General features: G+C 54.4%; 13 protein-coding genes and 2 pseudogenes. 12 read left to right on the top strand and 3 right to left on the bottom strand.

The window, feature by feature from the left end:
• Window positions 1–384 precede the first annotated feature (384 nt).
• The 8 genes and pseudogenes from GSP01_RS11525 to GSP01_RS15460 all read left to right on the top strand — a co-directional run.
• The gene (locus GSP01_RS11525; protein WP_141353708.1) at window positions 385–672 is read left to right on the top strand and encodes a WGR domain-containing protein; all 288 of its coding nucleotides are present in this window, start codon (window positions 385–387) and stop codon (window positions 670–672) included.
• 128 nt (window positions 673–800) lie between these two features.
• The gene (locus tag GSP01_RS11520) at window positions 801–1,382 is read left to right on the top strand and encodes a tyrosine-type recombinase/integrase (RefSeq protein WP_306414204.1); all 582 of its coding nucleotides are present in this window, start codon (window positions 801–803) and stop codon (window positions 1,380–1,382) included.
• 76 nt (window positions 1,383–1,458) lie between these two features.
• Window positions 1,459–2,109 carry an AAA family ATPase gene (locus GSP01_RS11515; RefSeq protein WP_141353706.1) on the top strand — a complete coding sequence of 217 codons (651 nt, stop codon included), beginning with the start codon at window positions 1,459–1,461 and terminating at the stop codon, window positions 2,107–2,109.
• A 19-nt stretch (window positions 2,110–2,128) separates the two neighbouring features.
• A complete protein-coding gene (locus GSP01_RS11510; protein ID WP_141353704.1) occupies window positions 2,129–2,401 on the top strand; it encodes a ribbon-helix-helix domain-containing protein in 273 nt (90 codons plus the stop codon).
• Window positions 2,402–2,435: 34 nt separating this feature from the next.
• A complete protein-coding gene (locus GSP01_RS11505) occupies window positions 2,436–3,347 on the top strand; it encodes a replication initiator protein A (protein ID WP_249193390.1) in 912 nt (303 codons plus the stop codon).
• A gap of 235 nt (window positions 3,348–3,582) precedes the next feature.
• Window positions 3,583–4,494, top strand: coding sequence for a 3'-5' exonuclease (locus GSP01_RS11500; RefSeq protein ID WP_141353701.1), 912 nt, complete (start codon window positions 3,583–3,585; stop codon window positions 4,492–4,494).
• Between the two features lie 159 nt (window positions 4,495–4,653).
• Window positions 4,654–4,785, top strand: coding sequence for a hypothetical protein (locus GSP01_RS15235; protein WP_255320897.1), 132 nt, complete (start codon window positions 4,654–4,656; stop codon window positions 4,783–4,785).
• Window positions 4,739–5,169 (top strand): annotated as a pseudogene (locus GSP01_RS15460) (DUF2442 domain-containing protein); the annotation flags it as partial. The gene GSP01_RS15235 and the pseudogene GSP01_RS15460, both read left to right, overlap by 47 nt.
• 32 nt (window positions 5,170–5,201) lie before the next feature.
• On the opposite strand, the gene GSP01_RS11485 reads toward GSP01_RS15460, so the two are convergent.
• Together GSP01_RS11485 and GSP01_RS11480 are read right to left on the bottom strand one after the other, a co-directional pair.
• Entirely contained in the window at window positions 5,202–5,456 is a 255-nt protein-coding gene (locus GSP01_RS11485; protein ID WP_141353697.1) for a conjugal transfer protein TraD, read from the bottom strand.
• 64 nt (window positions 5,457–5,520) lie between these two features.
• Entirely contained in the window at window positions 5,521–5,814 is a 294-nt protein-coding gene (locus tag GSP01_RS11480) for a conjugal transfer protein TraD (RefSeq protein WP_141353695.1), read from the bottom strand.
• 161 nt (window positions 5,815–5,975) lie between these two features.
• Between GSP01_RS11480 and traA the strand changes: the two genes are divergently transcribed.
• On the top strand, window positions 5,976–8,834 hold the full coding sequence (traA, locus tag GSP01_RS11475; protein WP_141353693.1) for a Ti-type conjugative transfer relaxase TraA: 2,859 nt from the start codon (window positions 5,976–5,978) through the stop codon (window positions 8,832–8,834).
• On the top strand, window positions 8,828–9,457 hold the full coding sequence (locus GSP01_RS11470) for a hypothetical protein (RefSeq protein WP_141353691.1): 630 nt from the start codon (window positions 8,828–8,830) through the stop codon (window positions 9,455–9,457). The genes traA and GSP01_RS11470 overlap by 7 nt, the downstream gene beginning before the upstream one ends.
• 34 nt (window positions 9,458–9,491) lie before the next feature.
• Here GSP01_RS11470 and GSP01_RS15455 read toward each other — a convergent pair.
• Window positions 9,492–10,025: pseudogene (locus GSP01_RS15455) on the bottom strand (transposase).
• Window positions 10,026–10,206: 181 nt separating this feature from the next.
• On the opposite strand from GSP01_RS15455, the gene GSP01_RS11460 reads away from it, so the two are divergent.
• Window positions 10,207–11,370: a capsule biosynthesis protein gene (locus GSP01_RS11460; protein ID WP_228123986.1), complete on the top strand. Its 1,164-nt coding sequence runs from the start codon at window positions 10,207–10,209 to the stop codon at window positions 11,368–11,370.
• A gap of 70 nt (window positions 11,371–11,440) precedes the next feature.
• On the top strand, window positions 11,441–12,028 hold the full coding sequence (locus tag GSP01_RS11455; protein ID WP_373320126.1) for an ABC transporter ATP-binding protein: 588 nt from the start codon (window positions 11,441–11,443) through the stop codon (window positions 12,026–12,028).
• The last annotated feature ends 216 nt before the right edge of the window (window positions 12,029–12,244 follow it).

Raw genomic sequence — 12,244 nt, 5'->3', positions numbered from 1 at the left:
TCAAAATCCACAGTCCGGGAAAACACTTCGAGCTGATCACCAAGCCCGCTCAACCGGGCAAGCCGCTCTTCAACATCAAAGAAACCAGACTGCTTCATACCGTCATTCCTGCAATCAACACCCAGGAAATGGAATCACAGAGCAGGTCTCAAAACTAAGGGGTTTTTCGAATCTTCCACGTTACCGAAGCCTCCCGCAGGGAGGGTAAGGATGGTACACTATTACCTATAGTGTAACACCCTGCGCCTTCCGGTCCCATGCCTGAGGACACTGCTCCTTCCCGTCCCGCTCTCACGATCGGCGGAAAAGCCCCGAAAATCCGTATCCCTGGAGAAAAAGCCCCTGACGGTTCGGATCCGGACCTGTTACACTTTTCGGGATCTAATGCCCAAAGCTCCGCAAACGGCTCCGTCCCGCCAGTTCAGCCTCTTCCCTGAAAGTGCGCGTCTGCAGCGGATTGACCCGGCGACCAACTGCTGGCGCTTCTACCGTCTGACCCTGCAGGACGATCTCTTTGGCGGCACTGTCCTTGTCCGCTCCTGGGGGCGTCTGGGGACCACCGGTCAGGAGCGGCGGGAGCGTTTTGGCGATCCGGTTGCCGCTCAGAAAGAGCTGGTCCGTTGGGTGCGGGTGAAGCAGCGTCGGGGTTATCGAGAGGACATGGACGGATGACAGCAAGCGATGTGACGGTGAAAACGAGGGCGCTGCCCTCGCGCTCCCGGCAGGAGCCGCAGGCTCCTGCACCTCGGGGATTTGACAGGAAGGATCCGTCTGGCGGTGGCGTGGCGCCTCAGGCGGGGATGCAGCTGTTTGATCCCTCGGGGGCGCGGAAATATCTGACCGTTTCCGAGCGCAGCGCTTTCCTGAAAGCGGCCGAGCGGGCACCGCGCGATGTCCGCACCCTCGCCATGACCCTGGCCTGGTCGGGGTGCCGTCTGTCCGAGGCTCTGGCCCTGACCGCCGACCGGGTGGATCTGGTCGGCGGCGTGCTGGTGTTCGAAAGTCTGAAGAAGCGGCAGGACGGGATTTACCGGGCCGTGCCCGTCCCCCCTGCCCTGCTCGAAGCTCTTGATCTGGTGCACGGTGTCCGCGAAGCGCAGGCGCGTCGGGACCGGGGGCGCTCCCTGCGGCTGTGGCCGGTGGCCCGCATGACCGGCTGGCGCATGGTGCACCGGGTCATGGATGAGGCCGGTCTGTCCGGGCCGGCCGCCTCCCCCAAGGGCCTGCGGCATGCCTTTGGCGTGGCGGCCGTCTCCACCGGAATTCCGCTCAATCTCGTGCAGAAATGGCTCGGCCATGCCCAGCTCTCCACCACCGCCATCTACGCCAACGCCTCCGGCGACGAAGAGCAGACTATTGCAAGGAAAATGTGGTTAATCTAAAACATATTTTTAGAGACTTATTTAAACGCTTATTGGACATTCTTTTAATATTAAAAAGATGTGAAAAGGAGACTATATGATTCTCACTGTTGGCAACACGAAAGGCGGTGTAGGGAAAACCACTCTTGCAGTTCAAATTGCTATTTTTAGAGCGCTCCAAGGGCGAGACGTCTGGTTGATCGATGGAGATCGCCAAGGAACCGCAGCCTCTGCGATTTCTATCCGTACAGAAGCGAAACAGAGCCCTGGAATTGCCTGTGCACAATATGCGGACGGTCCTACTTTACGAGGACAAATCCAACAGCAGAAAAACAAATGGGACGATATCATTATAGATGCAGGAGGCAGAGATTCTACAGCTCTACGCGCCTCATTAATTTTATCGGATATTTTATTAGTTCCATTTGCTCCACGCTCATACGATGTGTGGGCTCTCGATGATATGGCTAAGCTAATTGATGAAGCACGCAGCGTCCGAGACGGCTTAAATTGCTTTGCTGTTATGAACCAAGCAGATCCGGGGTTGCATTCATCGGATAACTCGGAAGCAGCATCTGCTGTGTCCGAAGTGAAGCAGTTTCAATATTTAGATATGCCTATTCGGCGTCGAAAAGCATTTAGTAACGCTAGTGGTGCTGGGTTATCTGTTGCGGAGATGCCCATAAAAGACGCAAAGGCTTGCAAAGAGCTTGAAAAGCTAATTGGATCTCTTTTTAATATTAAATAAATATCACAAGGATATCATAATGGTTATTTTGAAAAGACCCCAGAGACCAACCTCTTCCTCGGTAGAGGACGCATTCATTGCGGGAGCACCGGATGGTGGAATTTCCACAGAATCAATTCCAGAAACATACAACAAGGGCATACCGAAAGGACATAAACGACAAATCAGTTTAACGATTGCCCCAGAACTGCTGCAGCGCGTTGATGAAATTGCCAAAAGAACCGGTCAGGCTCGTGCAGGGATTATAAATATGGCGATTTATAGGGCCTTAGAAGGAGATGTTTTTAAGTGAATTTAATATTAAAATAAAATTGAAAGGATCTCTTATGGTTATTGAAAAAGGTCCCTCTAGCAAAACTTTTCGCTCCGCTCCTTCTGATCAAGAACAAGGGGATTTTTTTGTTCCCGGATTATACGATCTTGCGACAAAAGATAATCGTGGCGTTATGGATGTCGCAGTATTTCGTCTATCTAAAAAAGATAAGCGCGCAAATGATGTAATGATACATCATCTTCCTGATGGTTATGTACGTATAACTAGTGGTCCTGATGGTATGGCATCTATTTGGGATTATGATATAATTTTGATGGGTATTTCATATTTAACCGAAGCTATGAATAAATATCGATCTGGTTTAGGAGAAAAACCTGGCCGAATTTTTTCTCCTCAAGTGTCAGACATATTAAAATTTTGTCGGCAATCTGATGGCGGTAGGCAATATGAAGCAGTTGAAACCGCTTTACGGCGCCTTAAACAAACTTCTCTTGAAATAGTTCGTGGCGAAAAGAAGACTAGAGGCGGTCGTACTGTCCGAGAAACTACTGGATCTGGATTAATAAACGATTATAAAACCATATCATATGCAGATACAGGGCGTGTAATGGCTGTAGAGATAGAGCTTCCTAATTGGCTATACTCTGCAGTGGTAGAATCAGAAGATCCTGAAGTCCTTACCGTCCATCCAGATTATTTCCTTTTAAAACCTGGGCTCGGAAGATTTTTATATAGATTAGCAAGAGTAGCGGCCGGAAAAAACGAAGCTAAATGGTCATTCCGGTTAATTTATGAACGTAGTGGTAGCCAAGGAACTTTTAAAAGATGTTCATACGAACTTAGAGCGTTTGTTAAACGGAACGACCTTCCTGAATATGACCTTTACGAAGAAAGTGGACGAGACGGACCACTTCTCATCATGAGATACCGTTCAGAGAAGCAACTTTCTTCTTTGGGTTCCTAATAGACGGAGAAGGAAAGGCCTTAAGGTAGAAAGCCTTAATCTGCCCCACCCACCTGTGAAAGTTCCGTCTTTTAGGAACCAAACTCCGTCTTTTAGGAACCAAACTCCGTCTTTTAGGAACCAAACTCCGTCTTTTAGGAACCAGCCTTCTTTGCAAGGCATTGAAAAAAAAAGATAAAATCGACTTTTTTTCTCCTAAAACTATTTAAAACATTTAAAACTATTTGAAACCTGAATGCCTGTGGATAACTTTCTTCTTCCTAACCGCTATCTAGACGCTCTGGCCAACCGTCTGGAGGCTTCAGAAGATTATCGGGTGCTCAGGCGCCTGCGTCCTTCCGTTCTGAGCGACAGACCCGAGGGCAGGGGACTACGCACCGGTCTGTTCGTGGATCTGGAAACCACCGGTCTGGATCCCCAACAGGACGAAATCATCGAAATCGGCATGGTCCCGTTCATCTACCGCATCGACGGGATCCTGCTTGGAACCCTACCGGCCTTCAGCCGTCTGCGAGAGCCTTCCATTCCAGTGCCTTCCCTTGTCCAAGATCTGACAGGCCTGACGCCCGAACGTCTGGCCGGCCAGACCGTCTCGGCTGATGACGTGGCGGCTTTCGCCTCGGATGCCAGTCTGGTGATTGCTCATAACGCCGCATTCGATCGTCCTTTCCTCGAACGTTTCTGCCCGACTTTTGTGAACAAACCCTGGGCCTGCTCCATGGAAGACGTTCCCTGGGAGCAGGCAGGCTTTGAGGGGCGCAAACTGGGGCATCTGGGTCTACAGGCCGGATTTTTCTTTGACGGGCACCGGGCCGTGGATGACTGTCAAGCCGCCATTGCCCTTCTAGGCCATACAGGCTTCCTGGAGAGCCGCTCCGCCCTTTCCCTGCTGCTAGAGCGTGCCAGAACGATTTGGAAGCGTCTGTGGGCCGAATACGCGCCTTTCGAACTCAAGGACATTCTCAAGGCTCGGGGATACCGCTGGAACGATGGTTCCGACGGACGGCCCAAAGCCTGGTTCGTCGACAGGCCGCCCGAAGAGGTTGAAGACGAAATCCTCTTTCTCCGCACCGAAATCTATCAACGGGAAATAGACATCACTGTCCGTCCCGTCGAAGCCGGAGACCGCTTCACCAGAAGGATATGAAGCCAAGAAAACCGTAGGACTTGTCCGGGAACACGGAACGGACGATCCGGTCTCCAGCCCTGTTTATCCCGCTCCGGCCACATGGCAGAGCAGGGAACAAGGGTATGCCTCTCCGGATCCTGCTATCCGAGCTCTGCTGCAGAGGGTGAAGCAGTGATCGTGATTGACAGGAAAGCCCAGCTGATCCGATCAGGCGGCATGAAGGATAAGTCCATCCAGAACACGCTTGAGATTGTTCAGGACAATGCCGGGATGCTGGCCGAAACATGGAAGACAATACGTGACACATGACGTGACTTATCAGGCTGCTCGTGAAGCAGAAGACCTCCACAGGACTGCTGTTCCTCATGCCGTATCTGCACGGTTGATCCGAGCACGATGTGCTCTTCATGTCGTGCTCTCGAACGGTGTTGAAATGAGCGTGCCTGTGACCTGTTGCAAGACCTGCAGGGAGCCTCTCTGACGGACCTGGCCGAGATCGAGATGACTCCGTTGGGCACGGGTCTTCACTGGCAGCGTCTAGACGCTGACGTTCTGGTGGAGGGACTGATCCACGATATTTATGGCACAAGACGCTGGATAGCAGCGCAGATGGGACGTGCCGGGGGATCATCATCGAGTGAGGCAAAAGCCGCCGCTGCTCGGCGGAATGGCGCAAAGGGCGGCCGACCAAAAAAGTGGCGTGATGAAAACATCGTTCTGAACGATCATAACCCGTTTCCTTCGTTGTCTTCACGCTCCGAGCGGAAGCGGTTCAGCCCCTGTCGTCGCCAGCGTGTTTTCAGATCGGCAGCCGACGGATTTTCATTTCCCTGAAGCTGCTCTGCCAGCCCCAGAAATGCTCCGAGCAGTGTGGCCCGGTCATCCGCGGTCAGATCGACCAGACCGGCCTTCTGCACCAGTCCCCCGAGCTCGATCAGATGCCGGGTCCGCTCCCGCCGTTCCTTTGCCCAGTCCCGCATGTCGCTCCGTGCCTTTCGTGCCTGATGCCGGGCGATCAGGACGTTCTGTCTGCCAATCTGCTTTTCAAGCGTCGGAAGCTGCGTTCTGAGTGTTTTCAGTGCTCTTCCGGCTCTGCTTCTTTCCGCTCGCCTGAAAGAAAGCCTGTCCACGCTCGCTCCACCTCGCGACAGCTTCCGGTTTGTCGCTGGCCTGCTCGACGGCTGCCAGCAGGATCCCCGCCAGAGCATCGATGGACAGCGTGTCCGCTCCCGTTGCCTCGACCAGCTCTCCCAGCTGGACGGTCCGCTGCGTTCTGAGCTGTTTTGCTTTGTCCTGAAGGGCTTTCAGTTCGGCATCAATATCCCGCGGTCTGCGCATGTCCCTGTTCCGTTCCGTAAGGTTGTCCTGCATGCCTGCGGCGCCGCGCGCCGCCCGTCACGTCTCCCTTATGACTGACCAACCGTTTACGTTTCGTTAGCGAGTGCGCGCTTATACGTCATTTCATGACGTGCGCTTTTTCGAACTGATCCGTTGACGCCATGGCGATCTATCACCTCTCGGTCAAACTGATCAGCCGTGCGACCGGCCGGAGTGCCGTGGCTGCGGCAGCTTACCGCTCTGCATCCCGCCTTGAAGATGACCGGTTGCAGCGGACACATGATTTCACAAAAAAAGAAGGCGTGGTGCATTCGGAAATCCTTCTTCCGCCTGGCGCTCCAGATCTCTGGAAAGACCGTTCGGTTCTGTGGAACGAGGTCGAGCGGACTGAAACCCGAAGGGATGCCCAGCTGGCGCGGGAAGTGGAATTCGCCCTGCCCAGAGAGCTGCCAAAGCATGCGGCCATTGCTCTGGCGCAGGACTTCGTGCGCGAACAGTTTGTAGCTCTCGGCATGGTGGCCGATCTCAACGTGCACTGGGATATCGGAGAGGAAGATGGACTGCCTCGGCCCCACGCCCATGTCATGCTTTCGCTGCGGGATGTCGAAGAGGTTTCCGGGCCGGACAGTGCACAGAAACGGACAGGGTTCGGTCTCAAGAATCGTGAGTGGAACAAACCGGCGCTCCTGTCTATCTGGCGGCAGCGTTGGGCCGAGCAGGTCAATACCTGTCTGGCGGAGCATGATCTGGATCTGCGCGTTGATCATCGCTCGAACGCAGCACAGGGCATCGTTCTTGAACCGCAGTACAAGATCGGTGCTGCGGCCTTCCGGCGGAAGGACCACGGTGAACCAAGTGATCTGGTTGCGGAGCATCTTGGAATTGCGCGTCGTAATGGTGACCGGCTGCTCGCTGAACCCTCTCTGGTTCTGGAAACCCTGATCCGGCAGCAGAGTACGTTTACCCGTCAGGACCTGGCCCGGTTTGTGGACCGTCACACGGCGGATCCGGAGCAGTTCGCGCAGGTCATGGCGAAAGTGGAAGCCTGTCCGGAGCTGATGGTGCTTGGAAAAGATGGACGCGGTCAGGAGCGGCTCAGTACGCGTGACATGGTTGCAGTGGAGCAGCGGCTGGCAGAGATGTCTGTGACGCTTGGGCAGGCACAGGGTCATGCCGTCTCCCTGCGGGTCCGGCAGACTGCCATGCACGCGCCCGGACTTGGAGAGGAGCAGGCGCTCGCGGTGGGAGAGGTGACGAAGTCCCGCGATCTGTCTGTCGTGATTGGTTATGCCGGAACAGGCAAGAGCACCATGCTTGGTGTGGCCCGCAAAGCCTGGGAGAAGGCCGGGTACCGGGTGCGGGGTGCGGCGCTGTCGGGGATTGCTGCGGAAGGACTGGAAAGTGGATCCGGGATTGTGAGCCGGACACTGGCGTCTTTGGAATATTCCTGGGCTCATGAAGAGGATCGTCTCAAAAGTGCGGACGTGCTGGTGATTGATGAGGCCGGCATGGTGGGATCACGTCAGATGGAGCGGGTGCTGTCTGTCGTCCGCGAAGCCGGGGCCAAGGTGGTGCTGGTGGGTGATCCCGAGCAGTTGCAGGCGATCGAGGCGGGCGGAGCCTTCCGGGCGGTGGTCGAGCAGGTCGGTGCGGTGGAGATCACGACAGTGCGCCGGCAGCATGAGGAGTGGCAGCAGGAGGCCACGAAGGAGCTGGCGACAGGCCGGACAGGATCAGCTCTGGAGCGTTATGAAACAGCCGGCCTGGTACAGGAACATCAGACGCAGGAAGAGGCACTGTCCGGTGTGGTGGCGGACTGGGATACTGCGCGTCAGGCGCATCCCGCAGAGAGCGCGATCATGCTGGCGCACCGGAGGGTGGATGTCCGCGCCCTCAATGAGGCGGCGCGCAGGATCCGTCAGGAGCGTGGCGAGCTCGATGCGGGTGGTGAGCTTGCCGTGATGACCGCTCAGGGAGAACGGCTGTTTGCGCAGGGGGACCGGCTGTATTTTCTGCGCAATGACCGGCATCTGGGCGTGAAGAACGGAACGCTGGGGACGGTGCGGGGGCTGTTTGGTCTGGAGGAGGGCAGGGTTGTCCTGTCCGTACAGCTGGATGGGTCGGACGGGACAGGCACCGGACGGATCGTGACGGTAAAGATCCGGGAATATGATGCGCTGGATCATGGTTATGCGGCGACCATTCACAAGGCGCAGGGTGTGACGGTGGACCGGACGCATGTGCTGGCGACGGGAGGCATGGACCGGCATGCGGCCTATGTGGCGCTCTCGCGGCATCGCGAGAGTGTTTCCGTCCACTGGAGCCGGGAGGATGTAGGGGGGCGGGACGGGCTGGTGGAGAGGCTTTCCCGTGAACGGCTGAAGGACACCACGCTGGATTATCCTGTCCGGGATGAACATGCCGTATTTGCCAGACGACGTGGCGTGGATGTTTCAGAAAAGGAAATGGCCTCCGGGATCGGAAAAGAGGGTTCTGCCCCATCCCGGCCCGTGCAGGAACCGGATCCGGAGCTGCCTGATCTTCTGTCTCCTGAGTTTCTGCAGGAGGGACGGGCTGAAGCCCGGAAAGTCTATGGGGACTGGCGGCGGGAGAAGGCGCTGGCCGCGCAGGCGAAACGCTGGTGTCAGGACTGGGGGCAGTCCTGGCAGGCCTATGCTCAGGCCGTTCATGATCTGATTCCCGGACAGGCCGTATCTGAACAGGTGAAGCGGGGTCTGTCTGACTGTGCCTGTGCCCTGCAGCAGGATGGTCCTCTGCGGCAGAGGGTTCTGCGGGACTGGGAGCGTCTGGATCCGGTGAGGAAAGGGGAAGCGTGGTTCAGGAATATGGTGCGGCAGAATGTGGAAGCGTCCCGGGCGCTGTATGCGGCTCTGTCTGCCCATGAACAGCGCGCTCTGGAGAGGCTGCAACAGCAGCGTCGGATGATGGAGGAAAGCCGGAAGCTGCAGATCCAGCGTAGCATTCCGTATCAGCCGGAGAGGGATCGGACACCATGGTGAGTGAAACGGAACGGCGGATCTTTGGTCTGCTGGAGATGGCTGAGCGTCAGCAGGCCCTGTCCGGGGATCTGTTGCAGGGACTGACACGGGAGAAGGAGGCTCTGGCGCGGGAGCGTCAGGAGCAGCACGCCGCCCATGAACGCTGGAGGCGGGATGTGCGGCAGGCTACGCAGACGGAAGTGCGGCGTGGGCTGGAGGACATGCTGACGAGTGGGACGGAGGCTGTGCAGATGACCCTCTCAGGACTGCGCTCCGAACTGCACCATCTGCCGCTGCAGACGAGCCGGGCCGTGCAGGAACTGAAGCGTCTGGTTCATTACGCGACCTGGGGGCTGTTTCTGAGGATTGTGGCAGGGCTGCTGGGGCTGGGAGGCGGGCTGTGGCTGATCACCTCCGGACTCCTGCTGTGGCAGCAGGGACGTCTGGTTCAGCTGGAGGATCGGAAAGCTGTTCTGTCGGAAGAGCTACGGCATATGGAGCAGCGGGAACAGGACTGGAAACAGGCCGGGATGTTGCAGGATATAACCCGCTGTGGCCCGGAGCAGCGATGGTGTGTGCTGACCGATCTGGAGGCCGGATCTTACGGAGATCACGGCGAGTATAAAGTGCTTCAGGGAGGATGATCCGGAAGAATTTATAATTGTTTGGGCTCAGGATTTATTCTTTAATATAGAAGATGAAGCTTGTTGCGATGTGGATTACGGACATGAATGTATGAGCGTAGCGGTCGTATCGTTTTTCTAACCTTCGTCAGTATTCCAGTTTTTCGAATATATTTTTGATCAGATGGCACTTTTGATATAGGCGATAATTGTAAGAGGCTTTGATTTACTGTTCTTATCTGGTGATAAGACACGTGGTATCGTATCAATGATTATTGATTATTTCTTCTGCCTCACCCGAAAGATCGGCCCGGATCATCGTACACGGCATGAAGTTTTGAGTTCAGGCCGCCTTTTGTCTGTCTGATATGGCGGGGAAAAGCCCCTTTTTGAGCAGGAGCGACTATATAAAGGTCTTGTGCGGACCATGCGCTTTCGGAGCGTCTTTTCACTGAAGGCTGTTGCGAATTACATAAACGATCCCGCTCAGAACGCGCCGGTCCTCCACGCGTGGCACTCTGTGCACCAGCGGAAAAAACGGCTCAATCCGTTTCATCTGCCTCTCAGGCAGCAAGAACACACCATTCACAGGCTCACCCTTCATCGTAAGTCTGTGAATCACAACCTCTCGCTCAATTCAACAAATTAATAGGTTCTGATCCTAATGGGTGCGAGATGTTAGTGTGGTCACCCGATTATACTATCTCCTGATAGAATAAAGAGGGAAACGCTGCGTTGCCTTCTCGTGATGTTTGAGGCAAAGCAGACCTATGGCTAAACTGTTCATCACCTCGGCTTCCAGATCCGATGCAAAATTTGGGCTTAGCATCAGACAGATAAGTGCTTGGGGCAGGCGTCGTGTAGTTTTTCTTCTGATGGTTGTCCTGCCGACGCTGTTGGCCATTATCTATTATGGTCTTATCGCGTCTCCACAATATGTTTCGCAGGCCGATTTCGTTGTTCGTGGACAAACGCCTCAGACTCCAGGGTTACTGGCGGGAATCTTGTCCTCTGGCGGCGCAGCAGGTGGCAGTGAAGACACATATGCCGTGCAAGACTACGTTATGTCGCGCGACGCCGCGCAGCTTCTGTTGAAAACACAGGATCTTGCCCATGTTTTCAACATCCCTGAGGCAGATGTTCTGGCACGTTTCCCGAATTTTTATTCTGGGCGTACGTTCGAACATTTTTATCGCTACTATAAAAGACACGTAAAAGCTGAACTTGATACGACGACTGGCCTTTCCACGCTCTCTGTTCGTACCTTCAGCGCCGCAACTTCTCAACGCATCGCGCGAGCGCTCCTCACGGCCGCCGAGCAACTTGTCAACGAGATGAATGCGCGACAGCGCGAAAATACCATCGCAGCGTCTCTACGAGAGCGGGATACGGCCATTAGTCGTCTGCAAACACTCAACACTCGGATCGATTCATACCGCAATCAGACAGGCCTTCTGGATCCTCAGCGTCAATCCTTGCCTCTTTTGACAGATCTTGCCGGTCTCGATACGGCGAGGATGACCACGCGCGTGCAACTCGAACAGCTCCGGCGCTCCACGCCTAGCAGCCCTCTGATCGAGGTGCTAACACGGCGACTGAGTGCACTGGATAAGGAAATTGCCAATTCCGCGACCAAAGTGACAGGGGATGGCAAATCATTCGTACCGAAGATCAGTGGATATGAGGATTTGGTCTTTCAGCGGCAGCTTTTAGAGCGAGAAGTCAGTGCGGCGGATGCTGCACTCGATACAGCACGCATTCAGGCCGATCGGCAACAGCTTTACCTGGAAGAGATCTCCCGCCCTGATTTACCTGATTATCCTACCTACCCGCGTAGTATAGCAGACATCGCCATCGTTTTCGTAACCATGCTTGGACTGTATCTCATTGGTGCGTTACTGGTTGCTGGTGCTCGTGAGCATAAAAGCATGTGAAAGTTGACTTATGCTACAATGCGTTGATCTTATAAAGGACTATCCGGTTCATGGAGGAAAGCGCCGTATATTGAACGGCGTCAATTTCACGCTTAAGAAGGGTGAAAAACTCGGTATTTTGGGGCGTAACGGCGCAGGAAAGTCAACGTTGATCCGAATTATCGGGGGGGTAGAACATCTCACGGGGGGAAGAATAGAGCAGGATATGACTGTCTCGTGGCCCCTCGCTTTTGGGGGGGCGTTTCAGGGCAGCCTGAGCGGGCTCGACAACCTGAAATTCATTTGCCGGATCTACAATCTTGATTATGCGGATACCCGCGCTTTTGTGGATGATTTTGCCGAACTTGGGCATCAGCTTACCGAACCTGTCAAAACCTATTCTTCAGGAATGCGGGCTCGATTGGCTTTTGCCCTTTCGATTGTCATCGAATTTGACTGTTATTTAATAGACGAAGTCATAATGGTCGGAGATGCACGTTTTCATGCTCGTTGCCAAGAAGAGCTATTTGGAAAACGCGATGAACGCGCAATGATCGTTGTATCCCATGATATGGGTTTTATGAGAGAGACATGCAATCGAGTTGCAGTTCTTGATAAAGGGAAGCTTATTCCTTACGATAATATGGATGAAGCAATTTCTACCTATGAATCTCTATAGTATTTTTATTTTATAATATTTTTCTTGTATGGTGATGGAGTTTGGCATGGGCGGTAAGGGAGCGAGTGAATCGTCTGGTGTGCTCAGATACGTCAAACTCTTCTGGTCGCAAAACCAGTGCTTTCATGTACGTGTTACTTAATTTTGCCCATAAGGCGGAATTGCGGAGCATCTTTCATATTCAAAGGTTTTTCAAACCCTCTACCTGTTGCAACA

This window comes from Gluconobacter sphaericus NBRC 12467 (assembly GCF_006539125.1).
GTDB lineage: Bacteria > Pseudomonadota > Alphaproteobacteria > Acetobacterales > Acetobacteraceae > Gluconobacter > Gluconobacter sphaericus.
Note: the sequence above shows the minus strand (reverse complement) of the source record. Positions and strands in the feature narration are given on the sequence as shown.

Bases quoted from the DNA above. Each gene is read 5' to 3' on its own strand.
- GSP01_RS11520 (WP_306414204.1), top strand. From the start codon at position 801: ATGCAGCTGTTTGATCCCTCGGGGGCGCGGAAATATCTGACCGTTTCC.
- GSP01_RS11515 (WP_141353706.1), top strand. From the start codon at position 1,459: ATGATTCTCACTGTTGGCAACACGAAAGGCGGTGTAGGGAAAACCACT.
- GSP01_RS11525 (WP_141353708.1), top strand. From the start codon at position 385: ATGCCCAAAGCTCCGCAAACGGCTCCGTCCCGCCAGTTCAGCCTCTTC.
- GSP01_RS11500 (WP_141353701.1), top strand. From the start codon at position 3,583: ATGCCTGTGGATAACTTTCTTCTTCCTAACCGCTATCTAGACGCTCTG.
- GSP01_RS11480 (WP_141353695.1), bottom strand. From the start codon at position 5,814: ATGCGCAGACCGCGGGATATTGATGCCGAACTGAAAGCCCTTCAGGAC.
- GSP01_RS11470 (WP_141353691.1), top strand. From the start codon at position 8,828: ATGGTGAGTGAAACGGAACGGCGGATCTTTGGTCTGCTGGAGATGGCT.
- traA (WP_141353693.1), top strand. From the start codon at position 5,976: ATGGCGATCTATCACCTCTCGGTCAAACTGATCAGCCGTGCGACCGGC.
- GSP01_RS11505 (WP_249193390.1), top strand. From the start codon at position 2,436: ATGGTTATTGAAAAAGGTCCCTCTAGCAAAACTTTTCGCTCCGCTCCT.
- GSP01_RS11460 (WP_228123986.1), top strand. From the start codon at position 10,207: ATGGCTAAACTGTTCATCACCTCGGCTTCCAGATCCGATGCAAAATTT.
- GSP01_RS11510 (WP_141353704.1), top strand. From the start codon at position 2,129: ATGGTTATTTTGAAAAGACCCCAGAGACCAACCTCTTCCTCGGTAGAG.
- GSP01_RS11485 (WP_141353697.1), bottom strand. From the start codon at position 5,456: ATGCGGGACTGGGCAAAGGAACGGCGGGAGCGGACCCGGCATCTGATC.